We start from the raw sequence: 16,921 nt of genomic DNA on the forward strand, positions 1-16,921 counted from the left end.
AATCATTATTTATGTTAGAAATTTATGCCGGTGACACGGCCTTAAAAACAATCCAACAACAGGGATTTTCTCCAGAGCTATTTAGCTCGTTTTTGGGTGCCAGTGGCGGCTCTAAATGGTTTACCTTGTTTGGCTTAGATAAATATTTATTTGGTGAGTTTTTTAAAGACAGACAACAGCCATTAAACCTCATAGGCTCTAGTGCAGGTGCCTTTCGTGCTGCATGTTTTGCACAAAAGGATCCGGTTGCAGCCATAGAACGTTTGGCTAAAAACTATAGCGAGACAGTCTATTCAGACGATAAAAAGCCACAACCGATAGAGATTACCACTAAAGCATTTGAGTTACTGGAAGCCATATTTGGCAATACAGGAGCAGATGAAATCATTAATAACCCCGTATTTAAAGCGCATTTTATAGTGGCGAAATGCAATGGCTTGGTCGCTTCAGAAAACAAGCTTAAACAAGGGGTAGGCTTAACCAAGAGTTTTATCAACAATGCGTTGAGCAGACCATTACTTAAAAGTCAGTATGAACGGTATATCTTTCAACATCACCAAAGTGATTTGTTGTTAAACGATCCAGATAACTTTGCCACAACCTCGGTGAACTTGAACTCAAACAATATTAAGCGAGCATTGCTAGCGTCGGGCTCAATCCCGATGGTAATGCAAGGCATTAACGACATTCCTGATTGTCCTAAAGGCATGTATCGTGATGGCGGCATTATTGATTATCATTTTGATTTAAATATTCAAAATGACGGCTTAACCTTATATCCACATTTTAGTTCCACTTTAAAAGCGGGTTGGTTTGATAAAAGTTTGTCTCGGAATGTCAGATTACAACATTACGATAAAACCGTGTTGCTTTGTCCCTCTGCCGAGTTTGTTGCGTCGCTGCCATATCAAAAAATTCCCGACCGCAAAGACTTTGTGGGACTAGCGCCACAGCAACGAATTAAATACTGGCAACAAGTGTTTGTGGAAAGCGAAAAATTGGCCTTGCACTTTAAACACTTTTATAAACACCAACGCATTGATCAAATTAAAAATATTAAACAGTTAATGTAAAGCAATACGATAAATACAACGCCATTGACGGCGAAACAACTAACCACTGAGAGAGAAAACCATGAGCACATTTACCGCAATCAATCTTATCGCTCGTCCACAAGGCGGCTCAGTTGATCCTGAATTATTTGAAGTTGTGCAAAAGCCAATGCCAATCGTAGCCGACGGCCAATTTCTGGTGAAACAAAGCCATATGTCCCTTGACCCAGCCATGTTTGGTTGGATGAGCCCTGATACTGAAAGTTACATTCCGCCAGTTGAGTTAGGCGAGGTGATGCGCAGCTCTGGCATTGGCGAAGTGGTTGAAAGCAAACACCCAGATTTTAAGGTGGGTGATCGCGTAATGGGCATGATGGGTTGGCAAGAATATTTTTTAAGTAATGGCTTCAGGGTTAAACAAAGTCACCGCACCTTTACCCGACGAAGCTATATTATCTGTGTTTGCGTTACCGGGTTTAACGGCTACGCAAGGACTATTCAATGTCGGCAAACCTCAAAAAGGTGAAACTATTGTCGTGTCTGGCGCCGCGGGATCGGTGGGCTCTATTGTGGGGCAACTGGCTAAAGCCGATGGTTTAACGGTGATAGGTGTTGTTGGTAGCGATGAAAAAGCAGATTGGATTGTCAATGAGTTAGGTTTTGACGGAGCGATAAACTACAAAACCGATGATATTGAAGCCAAGCTTGCTGAGTTAACACCAAAAGGCGTTGATATCTATTTTGAAAACACCGGTGGTCCTATTCAACATCATGTATTCGCCAGAATGAATGCCCACGGGCGCATTGTGGTGTGCGGCATGATTGCAGATTATCCAAAAGCAGTGCCTGATCTTGGACTCAAACTGGATCCAAGTGATAAAAAAACGCTTAACCATTCAAGGTTTCACCATGCCAGACCACTTTGGCGACGTACCGGCCTTGTTACAAAAACTGACACCCTATGTCATGAACGGGCAGATTAAGCATCGCGCGCATGTGTTAGAGGGGCTTGAGTCAGCGATGACGGGACTTAATTTGTTCTTTACCGGTGCGAACAAGGGCAAATTAATCGTTAAAGTTTAACCCTTAATCATGCAGCACAATTGCTACCGATTGTGCTGTTTTTACATCTGGCCAAGCAGGTAAACAATATGAGCGAAATCAATATCCATTATCGTAATTGCAATATCTGTGAGGCCATGTGTGGCTTAGAAATTAGCTATCAAGATAAGCAAATTATTGCCATAAAAGGCGATCAACTTGACCCATTTAGCCAAGGTTATAATTGCCCCAAAGCATTAGCGTTAGAGGATTTTTATACCGATAACGACCGTTTAAAAACCCCAATAAAACGTACCGCTGAAGGTTGGCAAGCCATCAGTTGGGATGATGCGTTTAGCGAAATCGTCGACAAATTCAAACATATTCAGCAACAACATGGCAAAAATGCATTAGCGGTGTATTTAGGCAATCCCAATGCCCACAGTTTAGGTAATGCGTTATTTCTCAAACCGTTTATGAAATCCCTTGGCACTCTTAATCGGTTTAGCTCAGCTTCTGCTGACCAATTACCGCACCATGTGGCTGCTAATTTTATGTTTGGCGCAGGCATGTTAATTCCGGTGTCTGATATTGACCGAACCGACTTTATGCTTATTATTGGCGCAAACCCTGTCGTGTCAAATGGCAGTATGATGACCGCCCCTAACGTGATTGGGCGTTTAAAGGCCATTCAAAAGCGCGGTGGTAAAGTGGTGGTGGTTGATCCGCGCAAAACCCGCACCGCCAAAATAGCCGACCAACATGTGTTTATTCGCCCCGAAAAAGACGCCTTTTTATTGTTGGCATTAATCCATTGCGTGTTTGCGCATAACAAGGTCAATTTACGTCATTTATCCAATAAGGTTGATGGGTTAGGTGACATCGAAAATCTAGTAAGAGATTACTCGCCACAAGTTGTTAGCCCATTGGTAGGCATTGAGGCAGAAGTCATTGAAACCTTATCAGCGCAAATGCTCTCTGCCGACTCAGCAGTTTGTTATAGCCGTATGGGCGCATCGACCCAGAGCTTTGGTGGCATTTGTTTATGGCTCACCAATGTGCTCAATATTATTACCGGCAACTTTGATAGAGCAGGCGGAGCAATGTTTCCGCAACCGGCATTTGATTTATTGCGTAATCACAAGGCGGGTCATAAAAGCTCATTTGGCCAACACCAATCCCGTGTGCGCAAATTACCGTTTTTTAATGGTGAGTTTCCTGTGGCTGCATTAGCAGAAGAAATTCAAACCCCAGGAGAAGGGCAAATTAGAAGCTTAATTACGGTTGCGGGTAATCCTGTGTTATCAGCACCCAGTGGCCATAAATTGGCTGAAGCCTTTAGTGAGCTCGAGTACATGGTATCGATTGATATCTACCTCAATGAAACCACCCAATACGCTGACATCATTTTACCGGGCACCACGGGGGTCGAAAACTCGCACTTTGATATTTTCTTTAACTCCTTCTCAGTGAGAAACACGGTTAAATATTCAGCGCCATTATTTGAAAAGCACAGCGAGCAACGTAGCGACTGGCAAATATTGAAAGAGATTGCTGCGCGCATGCTTAATGTGCCAGCAGATGACCCAATGCAACAAATTACCCCTGAAATGATCTTGGATATGGAACTTAAAAAAGGCCATATGGCAAGCAGGGCATGAGTTTGCAAACGTTAATTGATAATCCATACGGTATTGATATTGGCCGCATTAATGCCATGTTTATCTGAGCGGATTAAAACCGCGAATGGTAATATCGATTTATTCCCGCAGGTTTATCAAGATGATTTACCGCGATTGCAGGCGTTTATGACTCAAACTACACGTGATAATCAATACCCATTTGATTTAATCAGCAGGCGCCTGGTGAAAAGCCACAATACCTGGATCCAAAATTCAGAGCGGCTCATTAAAGGTAAAAATCCGTGTACTCTAGAAATACACCCACATGATGCACATGCCCTAGGGGCAAAGACTGGCCAGCAGGTCATAGTCACCTCCGCAGTGGGAGAAATTAGCATAGAAGTGGTCATTACCGATGATGTTCAGCCAGGCGTTGTCACTATGCCCCAAGGCTGGGGGCATAATCAGCAAGGCACTAATATGTCAGTAGCCGCCACTCAACCTGGTGTGAGTATTAATGATTTAACAGATGCTAAACGAGTTGATATGCTGACAGGAAACGCGGCTTTTAATGGCACACCGGTAGCGATTAAGCTTGCTTAATGATGATTGAATGTATTATCAACAAATAACGAATAAATAGAAAGGTTAACCATGTTTAAAAGTACCCAAAACTACATCGCATCAAATGATCTCACATTAGCGGTTAATGCAGCCATTGCGCTCGAAAAACCGTTATTGATAAAAGGGGAGCCAGGCACGGGTAAAACACAGTTAGCTGAAGAGTTAGCGCGCTCGCTTAATTGTAAACTGTATCAATGGCACATAAAATCGACCACCAAAGCCCAACAAGGTTTGTATGAGTACGATGCAGTATCACGCCTGCGTGACAGTCAATTAGGCGATGCGAGGGTGCATGATATTGGCAACTATATCGTAAAAGGCAAGCTATGGCAGGCGTTTGAAGAAGAACAACGTCCCATTTTATTAATTGATGAAATTGATAAAGCTGACATTGAGTTCCCTAACGATTTACTGCAAGAGCTCGATAAAATGGAGTTTTATGTGTATGAAACTCAGCAAGTGATCAAAGCAAAACAGCGCCCCATTATTATCATCACGTCTAATAATGAAAAAGAGCTGCCCGATGCGTTTTTACGTCGCTGCTTTTTCCATTACATTAAGTTTCCAACCAAAGCGGAAATGGAAAAAATCATTGATGTGCATCATCCAGATGTAAAGCAAACCCTGTTAACTCAGGCTTTAGATGTGTTTTTCGATCTGCGAGAAGTCAATGGCATTAAGAAAAAGCCATCAACATCTGAGCTTATTGATTGGTTAAAATTACTGATCTCCGATGACATTTCACAACAGGCATTACTGGATAAGCAATCGGATATTATTCCATTATTTGGCGCTTTATTAAAGAATGAACAGGATGTGTCATTGATTGAAAAACTGGCCTTTATGAGCCGCAGAAACAGGTAGCATCGTCGTGTTTATTGATTTTTTCTCACCCTAAAAAAACACAAAGTACCTTGTAGTTTGCGCGAACTACTTGACCTTATCGCCTTGCTTAAAAAAGGCGTAGTATTTGCTGATGTAGAAGAATTTTATAATTTAGCCAAGATTGTCATGGTAAAAGATGAAATCTATTACGACAAATACGACAACGCCTTTGCAGAGTATTTCCAAGGTATCGAACATATTGATATTTTTGACAAATTATTACCAGAGGATTGGCTGCGTAAAGAGTTTGAAAAACACTTAAGTCAAGAAGAAAAAGACCAACTTAAGGCGCTTGGTGGTCTTGAAGAGCTAATGAAAACACTGAAAGAGCGTTTAGAAGAACAAAAAAAACGTCATGCCGGTGGTAATAAATGGGTTGGTACTGGCGGCACATCGCCTTTTGGTGCTTATGGTTATAACCCCGAAGGCATACGTGTTGGACAGGATAAAAACCGCAATAACAGCGCGGTGAAAGTGTGGGATAAGCGCGAGTTTAAAAACTTTGATCAGGATCGGGAGTTGGGTACCCGTAATATTAAATTGACCTCAAAAAGTTACGTAAATTTGCCCGCACAGGTGCCAGTGAAAAGCTTGATATCAATACGACTATCCGCTCAACCGCGCAAAATGGCGGCTTACTTGATGTGCACATGGAGCCAGAGCGTCACAACGCGGTAAAAGTGCTCATGTTTTTCGATATCGGGGGCTCAATGGATGACTACATTCATACCTGCGAAGAGTTATTTTCAGCCGCACACAGCGAATTTAAACACTTACGCTTTTTTTATTTTCATAACTGTTTATATGAAAAAGTATGGCAAGACAATCACCGCCGGTTTGATAAAACCATTGAACTAGAAGAAGTGTTACGGACTTTCTCGTCTGACTATAAAGTGATTTTTGTGGGTGATGCCACCATGGATCCCTACGAAATCATTGCTAAAGGCGGCAGTGTTGAACATTGGAATGAAAAGCCCGGCATAGAGTATATGAATCGACTACTCGGTCATTTTCATAAAGTCGCCTGGTTGAACCCACAACCAGAACAATACTGGCAGGTACATCATTCAATTTCGATTATTCAAAAACTGGTTGGCGACAAAATGTACCCGTTAACTGTAGATGGCATAGGCCGGCCATTAAGGACATAAGCTAATTAACCTGAGCTCGGGATAATCAACGCCTTTCAAACAGTACTTTGCCCTGCTAACTGCGTTGAATCGACTTGCAATAGGCTTGCTATTGACGCGTCAATTCGCCTTGTTAACAGAACAAATGACAAGCTTGAAAGTGAGAAAGGGGTAACATGTTGATTTTAAATAGCATAAGCTCATCCCTTATCCCGAATTCAGGTTAATTAAATTGACGACTGTTTGGCACTTATAAAACAGACCAAGGAACCGACATAATATGGATTTTTTACGTACAGAAGACAGCTGTTTTGCTCATTTGCCAGATTACCCTTTTGCTGCGCATTACTTAAACGTCGATGATAACGAAGGCGGCGAGTTGAGAGTGCATTATGTTGACGAGGTGCCAGTAGATGCTGCGCCAATACTCTTGCTGCATGGCGAGCCGACATGGAGTTTTTTGTATCGTAAAATGATCCCCATCTTAGTAAAAGCAGGGCATCGGGTCATCGTGCCCGATTTAATTGGTTTTGGCCGTTCAGACAAACCAACAAAACGCTCAGACTATACCTATCAGCGTCATGTTGATTGGATAACCTCTTTCATGTTACATCTTAACCTTAATGACATGACCTTAGTATGTCAGGATTGGGGCGGCTTGATTGGTTTACGATTAGCGGCAGAACACAGCGAACGCTTTGCTCGGATAGTTGCAGCCAATACCATGTTACCCACAGGTGATCATCAACCCGGAGAAGCCTTTCTCAAATGGCGCCAATTCTCACAAGATGTTGATATTTTTCCGACTGGCAGCTTAATAAACCGTGCTTGTGTATCGACACTGACCGACGAGATTATCGCCGCTTATGATTCGCCATTTCCTGATGAACGCTATAAAGAGGGCGCGCGTCAGTTTCCTTTACTTGTGCCAATCACACCAGATGACCCCGCAGCAGCTAAAAACCGTGCAGCATGGAAAGCGTTAGCAAAATGGAATAAACCGTTTTTAACTGCCTTTAGTGACTCTGATCCTATTACCAAAGGGGGCGACGCCTTGATGCAAAAATTCATCCCCGGTACCCAAGGGCAAAAACACACCACCATTGTCAGTGGCGGACACTTTTTACAAGAAGATAAAGGCGAAGTGTTAGCCGAAGTTGTGGTGCAATTTATTGCTGATAATCAATAATGGTCTGAGTGACAAGTGACAAGTGACAAGTGACAAGTGACAAGTGACAAGTGACAAGTGACAAGTGACAAGTGACAAGTGACAAGTGACAAGTGACAAGTGACATAAAGTAATGACAGGGAAATGACTTTAAGGAGTCTATATGTTGTATCACGGAATTTCGATTATGTTGGCCCCAGTGCTTGTGTTACAAGGGCTCAAAGTGCGACGCACAACACCAAAGTTGCCAGAGCCAGAAGGCGAACGAGTGGGGCAAACAGGGGCTAATCCGACATTAAATTTATTGATTTTAGGCGACTCAGCCGCCGCCGGTGTTGGCGTTTGTAATCAAAGTGAGGCACTTCTTGGCCAGGTGATTGAGCAATTAAGCCCAACACTAGATGTGAATTACGCCTTGTTTGCTAAAACAGGTGCGACAACATCAACAACCTTAGAGGCGCTCAAGCAGCAGTGTACACCGGCACACCCCATATTAGGGCAATCAACATTTGATGTAATTATCACCTCACTTGGTGTAAACGACATCACCTCATCGGTAAGTTGCGATAAATGGTTGCAGCAACAACAGCAATTTTTTGAGCTTATCCGCCAGCTTTATCAGCCAAAACTCATACTCGTTACAGCATTACCGCCACTGGGATTATTTCCGGCATTGCCCAATCCTCTGCGGTGGAGTTTAGGCCAACGTGCTAATCAGTTTAATGAGCGCTTAGCGCAATTAATCCATAAACTTAATCAGCAGGACAATCAAACAAGCCGTTTTGCTATGATTAAATTACCATTAGATAACCCGCAACCCGAAATAACTATGCTCGATTTTATGCGACAAGTGATGGCCAGCGATGGGTTTCACCCAGGTGCACCGATTTACAATGCATGGGCGAGTTTAGCGGTAGAGCAGATAGTAGATGGTGTTGTTGCTCCAACGTTCGTTTAACTACTAATACGTACGGTAAATGGGTATAGATTTAACAGGGCTTTATTACTGTTTGATACTTTCTAAAAATTGAATATACTCTGCTGCCGATACATACCAAATATCATTTTTGTTTGAGACCGTCCGAATAAGCTTTTCGGCGTAATCCCAATTATTATTTTGGGTCTTTTTATCAAACTCCCAAGCGTACTCCCATATCATCATCACGGTCAGTTTTTCGCTTTTAAGTGCGATATATTGTTTAACTAATGGCATCGCTTTTTCGTGGTGAACAGTAGGGTTCCACTCCATATAGTTTTTGGGTAGTTCAAAATTATGGGTATCGTTTGTGGTTCTTGCGTTGGTCAATCCAGCTTGTTTAACTAATTGCATGGCGGCGTTATCGTAAGAACCTAAAGGGTAAGCAAATGATTTTAAAGGGCTGCCGTTAATCGGTGCTAAAATTTGCTGATCGCGAGACAGTTGAAATCTAAGTTCCGCTTCGTTTAACCCTGCAAAACCAGGATGTGAGTAACTGTGACTTGCAATTTCATGGCCTTTATAAAGCGACTTGATTTCATCAAGGTTAATGTATTCACCTTGTTTACCAATGAAGGCTTCCATCCAAGGTAGTTTTTTACCAAACAACCCTGAATTTAAGTTAAATGTGCCCACCACATGATATTGGTTAAATAATTCAACCAATTTTCTATCTTGAATAACACCATCATCATAACTGAATATAACGGCTTTTGTTGCCCCGTTTGGATAACTGTGTATGGGTTTTTCATCTGCTAGGCATAAATTTATCGTCAAAAAATAGAGTATAAAAATATACTTCATTTTAACTCTGCCATTATTGGAGCCAGTTGCTCCGCCCATAGTGCGTAGCCTGCTTGATTTAAATGTGTCCCGTCGGTAGTTAGAGAGCTGTTCATTGTGCCATTTGAGGACAAAAATGCAGAATGTAAATCGATATAGGTAAAACGTGCGTGTTTAATCGTTTTGATTTGTTGATTAACGGTTTGCACCATGTCAGTGATAAAATCGCGATGATCAGGCAGAATACTTTGCACAAAAATAGGCGTGTTAGGCAGGGCTTCGTTTAGTTGTATCACGATGTTTTCGATGTTTTCACTGACAGATGATAAGTTTTTTATTTGTTTAATATAATAAAAATTAAAAATATCGTTTACACCTATTTTTAAAAATATCGCCTTAGGTTGTGTCATTTTCAGTTCGTCTAATCGAGCCAAAACACCATAGGTCGTGTCACCGCTAATACCACGGTTTCTCACTCGCAGGTCGTTAAACCTTATTGCCCAATTTAACCCTTGCTCTGTAATACTGTCGCCAATAAATACAATATCACCTGATCTCAGAGGCTGTAATGTAAAATGTGCAATTCGTTCAGCGTAATGATTTTTTAACCAGTCAGATTGATAAGGGATTGGTTCTTCGGCATTTGCATGAACACTGGCAACGCCAGAGCATACAAAAAGCAAAAAAAGAAAAAATGATGTGTTTTTGTGTGAAAATTGACTTCGTTTAACGTCCATAAAAATACCGTACTTACCAACATACTCAAATTACAATGTATCGATTAATGCCAGCTTTTGATATGTATTACATTCGTATTCAGTCAATGTCGGCGTTCTATCAATAAGTAAATTTATTAGCTTAATACCATCAACATGGCCATATATCGGTGAACAAAAATCAATCTAAAAGACTATGTTGAGAAAATTTGAGCTATTTTAATATATTAATGTTGTTTGGTTTATTTTTACATTTTATCTTGACACTTTTAAGGTGTAATTTAAGTTTTATTTGAGTGTAAGAACCATTAAATTGTTTTCGCCGTTAGTTCATAGATATAGGAAATGTAGGATGATGTTAATCAATAACTCAAAGGTCGGCTTTATCGGGAAGCCGTTCTTTAATAAGCTGTTAGGTGTTTAATACGCCCTACACCTAAAGCATTTCTTTATCTGGGCGTACGAAAGGGAATATTATATGACAAAATTAATTGGCATTATTTCGCTTATCAGTTTGTGGCTATCAGCTAGTGTTTTCGCCGCGGATGCGCAGCACTGTGTTTCACTCGACGATAACTGGGGAAATAGCTGTGGTTCTCCAGACTCATTACAAATTAAAGTAAAGAACGGTTGCTCGCAAACGATTTATGTGAAAATGTGCATAGAAAAGAAAGATGGAAAATGGAGTTGTGGAAGTGATTCTACGCTTGCCCCAGGTAGAACTAATACCGGTTTTTACACATGTCATGCAACAAGCAGGTACAAGTGGTCTGCGTGCACTGGTGGCTATAAAGAGTGTGGATTTAAGAACCTGTAATTAACCTTAAACACCGTGTCAAAATAACCGACTTACAGTTCCCCACACGGCTACCGTCTTGGTAGTCGTGTAAATTTAATTGAGTGGGTCAAAATTGAGTGGGGGCAAGGTAAACTTTTATAAACAGTTCAAAACTTGTGCCTTAAGTTAAATTCTATGCAAAATTAGTCAGAAACAATCATTGGAATGCCCCAATTCAACGATGAACTTGATGCCGCTTAAGATGTTGTATAAAAGAATACGTTAACTTATCATGGCCTTTCACGCACATTTTAGTCATAAGTGAAAAAGCAAAAACACTTGGAGCCCAGCTTAACAGCCCAGCAGGGACGACAAGAAGAGGCTTAGTAAGTTTACTATCATCTAAGACTAAGCCTGAAAAACATTACTGCTTGTTATAACTCACCCGATAAATTGCATTGGCAAAGTCATCTGATACCAAGATAGAACCATCTGCCAGAGTCATTACATCAACTGGACGACCCCAACTTTGTTCGCCATCAAGCCAACCTGTGGCAAAGGGTTTGTAATCTATCACCTTATCGCCTTCAAGTACGACTTGCATTACACGGTAACCGACTTTGTTTGTGCGGTTCCACGAGCCGTGTTGAGCAATCAAGATTGAGTGTTTATAAGCTGCAGGAAATTGCTTGCCTTGATAAAACTCCATGCCTAATGCGGCAACATGAGCGCCTAAAGCTAATACTGGAGGCGTGTTGAGTTTGGCAATGGTAGGGTTAGTAAAATCGGGGTCGGAAATATCGGTATTGTGAATAAAAGGAAAACCAAAGTGTTTGCCAGTTTGAGTGACATGATTAAGCTCATCGTCGGGTAAATCGTCGCCCATCATGTCGCGGCCGTTGTCGGTAAACCATAGCTCGCCCGTAACGGGATGAAAATCAAACCCAACACTATTACGCACACCTTTAGCCACAATCGTGGTTTGTTTAGTGTCGACATTGAGTTTTAAGATGGACGCAAAAGGTAAATCACTTTCACATACATTGCAGGGTGCGCCGACGGGAATATATAAGTGTCCATCAGTTCCAAAGGCAATGAATTTCCAACCATGGTGGGCTTTATTAGGTAGCTTATCGAAAACTAATTCGGGTTTAGGGATGCTAGGTAAGGTGTTTTCAATATTAGGGTAACGCCAAATTTTATCGACCTCTGCAACATACAAACTGCCATCATGAAATGCTAATCCTGATGGCATAAACAAATCTTTCGCGATAACGATCTGTTTATCGGCTTTAAAGTCATTATCACTGTCTATAAGCGCATATACATTACCAGCCTTGCGACTGCCCACAAATACCGTGCCTTTATCGCCCAGTGCCATTTGGCGTGCGTTTTCGATATTGTCAGCGTAAATATCAATACTAAATCCCTGAGGGAGTTGTATTTTATCTAACGGTAACGCGAACACAGAAAAACTTAATCCCAAGCCACAGGTAAGGGCGGTTAACAATGTCGTTGGCTTTAGCATTGCACTCTCCTTTTACTGCTATTTAATCAACATTGACTATCGCTGTCACCAATCTTTAATAATCTCTTTGACCATGGTAGCAGTGTTTTCGGGCTGTTCTAATGGAAACATGTGGCCGCCCTTAGGTAACGTCATTAAATCGATGTCGTTTAATTTAGCAAAACGCTTAAAATGTTTAATCGGAAAGATAGTGGTGTTTTCACCGTAAATGAGTTTTGCAGGTACGGTTAACTTGTTTTTGTACTTAGCAAGATTAGTCGGTAAGTGCCTAAATATATCAGCTTCTACAGCGGGCGAAAAACTTAGCTCTAACCGATTATTACGCTGCACTGCACAAGATGAGGCGTAGTCTTGCAAGCAACGCGGGTCAAAGTCTTTAAACAAACCTTTCTGTGAAAAATAATCAACCAAGTTAGTGTTTTCTGGCCATTGATGCTGGCGTGTTTTCGCTTTGCCCGCCGGAGATAATTTATCAATATAGGGAGTGCGTTTAATAAAACTCAGTAAATGAGAAAATGCCCCAGTGACCACTGGTGGGTCTAACATGACTAACCCTCTGAATAATTCAGGATGTTGGCAAGCCGCGATAAATGAAAGAACTCCTCCAAAAGAGTGGCCAACACAAATCACCGGTTCATGTTGTTTTTTAATAAATTCTATTAACTCAGTCACTAGGTGTTGCCAGTTACTGTGAATGGGATACATCACGTTGTGACCAAATTGATTGTGGGCAATCGTGCGATAGTCGCCCTCAAATTGAGCTAAAAAGGTGTTATAACTTCCCGCCGGAAAGCCATTAGCATGCACTAGGTTAATTAATGGTTTCGTCATAATGTCTCTAAATGGTTGAACACTTTTTGCTATCAAATAAAATCATCTATAAAGCGTGTTGATAGCAAAGAGTGCAATAGTCCATAATGCTTAGAATATTTTTGATGGATCTATTTGAGTCAATTCAGCAAATTGTGGCTCGCGCTTTTGCGCTTTAGCTGTAAAGATTTCCATCATGTCATTTTGTGGCTGGAACATGCCGCTTTGCCAAACCGACATGTAATTTAGGCTGTCTGCCACACTATGGTCACGGGCATAGTTAATCATTTCTTTACAACCAGCCACAGCTAAGGGAGAACGCGCTGCCATTTCTGCCGCCATGCCCAAAACTGCATCAAGCATTGACTGATGGTTGTCATACACATGATTGACTAAACCAGCTTGTTTAGCTTCATCTGCAGGCATTCTGCGGCCTGTGTAGGCAAGCTCTTTGACTAAACCGATAGAGATAAGCTTGGGTAAGCGTTGTAGTGTACCGACATCAGCGGTCATGCCGAGCTTGGTTTCTTCGATACTGAAAAAGGCATCTTGGGTGCAATAACGACAATCAGCAGCTGTGACCATATCGACCGCGCCGCCAATGCAACCGCCTTGAATGGCCATTAAAACCGGCATTCGCACAGACTCTAAGACATTAAAACAAGTTTGCAGTCTTAACACTAGACGGCGTAATTGCTCATGCTTACGACCAAGCTCAATATTATCTGTGCCATTGTTGGCACTAAACACCGCGAGATCCATGCCTGCACAAAAATGTTTACCTGTTGATGAAATCACAATGGCTCGTGCAGCTGATTGATTATTTATCGTTTCAATGACTTGAGGAAACTCATGCCAAAAATCCACATTCATCGAGTTAAGTTCATCAGGACGATTAAGCACAATGTGGGCGACTTTGTTGTTAATCTCAACGGTGAGAGTGTTATAGCTTTCTTGCAGACTCATGGTGATATCCCTATATTATTTTTGTGGTTAATGCGTCATGCTCAATTGCAGCACCTAAGGCTGTTAAAATGTGCTGACGTTCTTTTAATTTTGTGCCCTGATGGGCTTTCATATTCAGTTGTTGCATTTGGCTTGCAACAGCAAGGCCGGTCTGCATGAGTTGATCTGGCGCTACAACCTGATCCAAAAAGCCAGCGTTTATGGCGGCTTCTGGGCTAAAAAGCTCAGCATTAATGACCGCTCGAGAGAGATAATTAATTGGAATGCGGTTACGGGCGATTTCAATTCCTGCCTGGTGCATTGTCATGCCGATGGCGACTTCATTTAACCCAATTTTAAACGCGCCGCTACAGCCGATGCGGTAATCACAGCTCAGTAATAAAAATGCGCCTTTAGCAATAGCATGACCACTGCACAGGCCAATAATAGGGGTTACAAACGCCAACATTCTGCGAGATAAATTCGAGCCTGCTGTGACCAACGCCATTGCGGCTTCTGGGCTTTGTTTCATGGTGTTTAAATCGTATCCGCCCGACAAAATGCCGGGCTGTCCTGTGAGTATTACCACAGCCGCTTGCTGTTCTGCATCATCAAGCGCAAGGTTTAGTTGTGTAATTACCTCGGGTGATATTGCATTCACCTTGCCATTATTTAGACTAATGATATGGACATTATTTTCTATCGTTACATTGATTAATTGCATGTTGCACCTAATGGGTTCGTTTATCTTTTTTAGTTTTCAACCACGGAGCGGGTTAACTGCTTCGCTTTTACGTATTTAGAGTTCAACATACCGACTAAAATACCCGCAGTAAATAGCATGGTAAGGGTGTAAATAGCCGGAGTGAACGACATTTTATAATTGGCGAGTAGGGTTAACGCCATAAACATAGATAACGTACTGTTTTGCAGACCGACTTCGATGGTGATTGAGGTGCGCTGCGCAAAATTAAGACCAAAATATTTACTTGAGTAGTAGCCTAACAGCATGGTTGTGATATTGAGAATGACCGATACTGGCTACAGCAGCAATTAATGCGGGGATAACAATATCCTGTTGAATATACGTCAAAAAGATTATCAATAAGGTTAAAAATAAAATACCAAAACGTGACACATGCACTTGGGTACTTTCTGCTATCTTTGGCGCGTAACGTCTTACCAACATGCCCAGTGCAATAGGGACTATAGTGAGCTTCATCAGGCTTATCATGGTGGCGATAATCGGTAACTTAAATTCACTGCCTTCACCCATAAAGTGAATAAGCGAGTAATTAAGCACCACTGGTATCGTGAACACAGTTATTAAACTGGCTACAGCTGTCATAGTGACCGACAAGGCCACGTCGGCTTTAGCCAAGTGTGAAAACATATTGGACGTTGTGCCACCGGGGCACAATACCAATAACATCACTCCAACCGCGTATTCAGGTTCTAACGGCATAATATTGGCCAATGCAAACCCAATGATAGGGAGCAGTAATAATTGGTTGGTTAAGCCAATGGCCACCGCTTTAGGATATTTAACGACGCGTTTAAAATCATTAACCACTAACGATAAACCCATTCCCATCATAATCAAAAAAATACATATAGGAATCACTTGTGTATTGACTAACGTTATCAGTTCCATGTTATCCATAATAACCTCGAGTAAACCTTGTTTAGTTAAAGAAACATCTGTTCATACACGTGATTCATGACTTGTTAGGTAAGATTATCTGACCGATAGACGCCTCTGCGCTGCCAGCCAGTACGCTTTGATAAACATCATTTAGATTATCAAGTTGATGGGTGTGTTTAATTGAAATTACGCTTTTACAAAAGGCGATATATTGCAATAAAGCCAGACTCATTTGCTTCATGGTTTCGCCAGCGCCCCAATCTAGAGTGCGCTTTTTCAACTGTGTAGGTGCAAAAAAGAAGGTAGGGGTTGCGCCTGGAAGTTGAGTGCTTTGAGCGGTTTGGTTGAGCTCAATGTCATGATGTTGTGTCGCGCCGATACGACAGGAGTATTTAAGCTTATCTACAAAATGATGATGTATTGTAGCTAAAGTGGTTTTGCCACCTGCCATATCCACCAGTATTGAGCTGACATTATTGGCCAGGTCTTGGATGCGTTGATAACTAATGACTTTGTCATAGCAATTGAGACTTTCTACAAATGCAATGTTGGCCTCTGAAGTTATGCCTATCGCGGGGCGTTCACCCCGTTGCTTAATGTTAAAGGCGAGGGCAATACTGGTTTTACTTGATGCACTGGTGATGAGATATTGTTCGGCATCAAAATACTGGTTATCGCACATAAAATCATCAACTAACCATGAGGTGGTAAACAATCCTCTAAGTAAAATGTCGTAATCTTCGTTTTGTGGTTGATAAAATGGATTGGCACTTACACGGTCAAACTTACTGTATACCGGTGACAAACCTTCTCTGCATGGGCTGATATCGCTAAAGCCTCCCTGATTAACTTGGCCAGCTAAAACGATGAAATGCGTTGCCATAGGCATAAAGCCCCATACTCTTTCTCCGATTAATACTTGGTCATGTTTTGATGCGATAACTTCTGCATAGCCCATGACGGGTAAACGTCCCCAATGTTGTGGTTTGCTTGATGGAAAAAAGTGCCAGTAACCCAGTGCATCACCGGTAATACCATAGCTAATGTTATTTGCCGTGAGTGCAAACGTGTCTATCCGCAAAAGCACTTCGTTATGGGCTAACGGGGCTGATACCGATAAGTCGATGATCCGAGTTGTGCTTAAATTTTGTTTTTCGACTTCAAATACGCATGCTCGGATTTGATCTTGTTCAATCTCTGTCATAAAACACCTTTATG

At 41.7% G+C, this 16,921-nt stretch carries 16 protein-coding genes and 2 pseudogenes; 9 read left to right on the forward strand and 9 right to left on the reverse strand.

The genetic code is table 11. The annotated features are described in order from the left end of the window. The first annotated feature begins 11 nt into the window (after positions 1-11). The 8 genes and pseudogenes from N4T56_RS08510 to N4T56_RS08545 all read left to right on the forward strand — a co-directional run bounded on the left by N4T56_RS08510 (position 12) and on the right by N4T56_RS08545 (position 8,480). A complete protein-coding gene (locus N4T56_RS08510) occupies positions 12-1,073 on the forward strand; it encodes a patatin-like phospholipase family protein (protein WP_261732906.1) in 1,062 nt (353 codons plus the stop codon). A 61-nt stretch (positions 1,074-1,134) separates the two neighbouring features. Continuing rightward, positions 1,135-2,135, forward strand: a pseudogene (locus tag N4T56_RS08515) (NADP-dependent oxidoreductase). A gap of 68 nt (positions 2,136-2,203) precedes the next feature. Beyond that, positions 2,204-3,754: a molybdopterin-dependent oxidoreductase gene (locus N4T56_RS08520; protein WP_261732907.1), complete on the forward strand. Its 1,551-nt coding sequence runs from the start codon at positions 2,204-2,206 to the stop codon at positions 3,752-3,754. A 51-nt stretch (positions 3,755-3,805) separates the two neighbouring features. After that, complete coding sequence (locus tag N4T56_RS08525) at positions 3,806-4,318, forward strand: molybdopterin dinucleotide binding domain-containing protein (protein ID WP_261732908.1); 513 nt, start codon at positions 3,806-3,808, stop codon at positions 4,316-4,318. A 51-nt stretch (positions 4,319-4,369) separates the two neighbouring features. Further along, positions 4,370-5,203: an AAA family ATPase gene (locus tag N4T56_RS08530; RefSeq protein WP_261732909.1), complete on the forward strand. Its 834-nt coding sequence runs from the start codon at positions 4,370-4,372 to the stop codon at positions 5,201-5,203. Positions 5,204-5,260: 57 nt separating this feature from the next. Beyond that, a pseudogene (locus N4T56_RS08535) lies at positions 5,261-6,375 on the forward strand (vWA domain-containing protein). 259 nt (positions 6,376-6,634) lie between these two features. Next, positions 6,635-7,543, forward strand: coding sequence for a haloalkane dehalogenase (locus N4T56_RS08540; RefSeq protein ID WP_261732910.1), 909 nt, complete (start codon positions 6,635-6,637; stop codon positions 7,541-7,543). Positions 7,544-7,685: 142 nt separating this feature from the next. Next, a complete protein-coding gene (locus N4T56_RS08545; RefSeq protein WP_261732911.1) occupies positions 7,686-8,480 on the forward strand; it encodes an SGNH/GDSL hydrolase family protein in 795 nt (264 codons plus the stop codon). 45 nt (positions 8,481-8,525) lie between these two features. Here N4T56_RS08545 and N4T56_RS08550 read toward each other — a convergent pair whose 3' ends face one another. Beyond that, positions 8,526-9,302, reverse strand: a complete 777-nt coding sequence (locus N4T56_RS08550; RefSeq protein ID WP_261732912.1) for a polysaccharide deacetylase family protein — start codon at positions 9,300-9,302, stop codon at positions 8,526-8,528. Next, on the reverse strand, positions 9,299-10,018 hold the full coding sequence (locus tag N4T56_RS08555; protein ID WP_261732913.1) for a GDSL-type esterase/lipase family protein: 720 nt from the start codon (positions 10,016-10,018) through the stop codon (positions 9,299-9,301). Before N4T56_RS08555 ends, N4T56_RS08550 begins: the two co-directional genes overlap by 4 nt. 457 nt (positions 10,019-10,475) lie before the next feature. Between N4T56_RS08555 and N4T56_RS08560 the strand changes: the two genes are divergently transcribed. Next, positions 10,476-10,814, forward strand: coding sequence for a hypothetical protein (locus N4T56_RS08560; protein WP_261732914.1), 339 nt, complete (start codon positions 10,476-10,478; stop codon positions 10,812-10,814). A 385-nt stretch (positions 10,815-11,199) separates the two neighbouring features. On the opposite strand, the gene N4T56_RS08565 is transcribed toward N4T56_RS08560, so the two are convergent. The 7 genes from N4T56_RS08565 to N4T56_RS08595 all read right to left on the reverse strand — a co-directional run bounded on the left by N4T56_RS08565 (position 11,200) and on the right by N4T56_RS08595 (position 16,907). Beyond that, positions 11,200-12,303 carry a PQQ-dependent sugar dehydrogenase gene (locus N4T56_RS08565; protein ID WP_261732915.1) on the reverse strand — a complete coding sequence of 368 codons (1,104 nt, stop codon included), beginning with the start codon at positions 12,301-12,303 and terminating at the stop codon, positions 11,200-11,202. 45 nt (positions 12,304-12,348) lie between these two features. After that, the gene (locus N4T56_RS08570) at positions 12,349-13,134 is read right to left on the reverse strand and encodes an alpha/beta fold hydrolase (protein WP_261732916.1); all 786 of its coding nucleotides are present in this window, start codon (positions 13,132-13,134) and stop codon (positions 12,349-12,351) included. Positions 13,135-13,224: 90 nt separating this feature from the next. Beyond that, positions 13,225-14,079, reverse strand: coding sequence for a crotonase/enoyl-CoA hydratase family protein (locus N4T56_RS08575; protein WP_261732917.1), 855 nt, complete (start codon positions 14,077-14,079; stop codon positions 13,225-13,227). Positions 14,080-14,089: 10 nt separating this feature from the next. Beyond that, positions 14,090-14,782 carry a crotonase/enoyl-CoA hydratase family protein gene (locus N4T56_RS08580; protein WP_261732918.1) on the reverse strand — a complete coding sequence of 231 codons (693 nt, stop codon included), beginning with the start codon at positions 14,780-14,782 and terminating at the stop codon, positions 14,090-14,092. A 29-nt stretch (positions 14,783-14,811) separates the two neighbouring features. Continuing rightward, a complete protein-coding gene (locus N4T56_RS08585; RefSeq protein WP_261732919.1) occupies positions 14,812-15,069 on the reverse strand; it encodes a hypothetical protein in 258 nt (85 codons plus the stop codon). Then, on the reverse strand, positions 15,044-15,712 hold the full coding sequence (locus N4T56_RS08590; protein ID WP_261732920.1) for a bile acid:sodium symporter family protein: 669 nt from the start codon (positions 15,710-15,712) through the stop codon (positions 15,044-15,046). Before N4T56_RS08590 ends, N4T56_RS08585 begins: the two co-directional genes overlap by 26 nt. Positions 15,713-15,776: 64 nt before the next feature. Continuing rightward, on the reverse strand, positions 15,777-16,907 hold the full coding sequence (locus tag N4T56_RS08595; RefSeq protein ID WP_261732921.1) for a DUF2855 family protein: 1,131 nt from the start codon (positions 16,905-16,907) through the stop codon (positions 15,777-15,779). Positions 16,908-16,921 lie beyond the last annotated feature (14 nt).

This window comes from Shewanella phaeophyticola, assembly GCF_025398315.1.
Taxonomy (GTDB): Bacteria; Pseudomonadota; Gammaproteobacteria; order Enterobacterales; family Shewanellaceae; genus Shewanella; species Shewanella phaeophyticola.

Coding starts and splice junctions, on each gene's coding strand:
- N4T56_RS08590 (WP_261732920.1), bottom strand. CDS start 15,712: ATGGAACTGATAACGTTAGTCAATACACAAGTGATTCCTATATGTATT.
- N4T56_RS08525 (WP_261732908.1), top strand. CDS start 3,806: ATGCCATGTTTATCTGAGCGGATTAAAACCGCGAATGGTAATATCGAT.
- N4T56_RS08545 (WP_261732911.1), top strand. CDS start 7,686: ATGTTGTATCACGGAATTTCGATTATGTTGGCCCCAGTGCTTGTGTTA.
- N4T56_RS08550 (WP_261732912.1), bottom strand. CDS start 9,302: ATGAAGTATATTTTTATACTCTATTTTTTGACGATAAATTTATGCCTA.
- N4T56_RS08565 (WP_261732915.1), bottom strand. CDS start 12,303: ATGCTAAAGCCAACGACATTGTTAACCGCCCTTACCTGTGGCTTGGGA.
- N4T56_RS08530 (WP_261732909.1), top strand. CDS start 4,370: ATGTTTAAAAGTACCCAAAACTACATCGCATCAAATGATCTCACATTA.
- N4T56_RS08580 (WP_261732918.1), bottom strand. CDS start 14,782: ATGCAATTAATCAATGTAACGATAGAAAATAATGTCCATATCATTAGT.
- N4T56_RS08585 (WP_261732919.1), bottom strand. CDS start 15,069: ATGCTGTTAGGCTACTACTCAAGTAAATATTTTGGTCTTAATTTTGCG.
- N4T56_RS08595 (WP_261732921.1), bottom strand. CDS start 16,907: ATGACAGAGATTGAACAAGATCAAATCCGAGCATGCGTATTTGAAGTC.
- N4T56_RS08570 (WP_261732916.1), bottom strand. CDS start 13,134: ATGACGAAACCATTAATTAACCTAGTGCATGCTAATGGCTTTCCGGCG.
- N4T56_RS08575 (WP_261732917.1), bottom strand. CDS start 14,079: ATGAGTCTGCAAGAAAGCTATAACACTCTCACCGTTGAGATTAACAAC.
- N4T56_RS08555 (WP_261732913.1), bottom strand. CDS start 10,018: ATGGACGTTAAACGAAGTCAATTTTCACACAAAAACACATCATTTTTT.
- N4T56_RS08520 (WP_261732907.1), top strand. CDS start 2,204: ATGAGCGAAATCAATATCCATTATCGTAATTGCAATATCTGTGAGGCC.
- N4T56_RS08560 (WP_261732914.1), top strand. CDS start 10,476: ATGACAAAATTAATTGGCATTATTTCGCTTATCAGTTTGTGGCTATCA.
- N4T56_RS08510 (WP_261732906.1), top strand. CDS start 12: ATGTTAGAAATTTATGCCGGTGACACGGCCTTAAAAACAATCCAACAA.
- N4T56_RS08540 (WP_261732910.1), top strand. CDS start 6,635: ATGGATTTTTTACGTACAGAAGACAGCTGTTTTGCTCATTTGCCAGAT.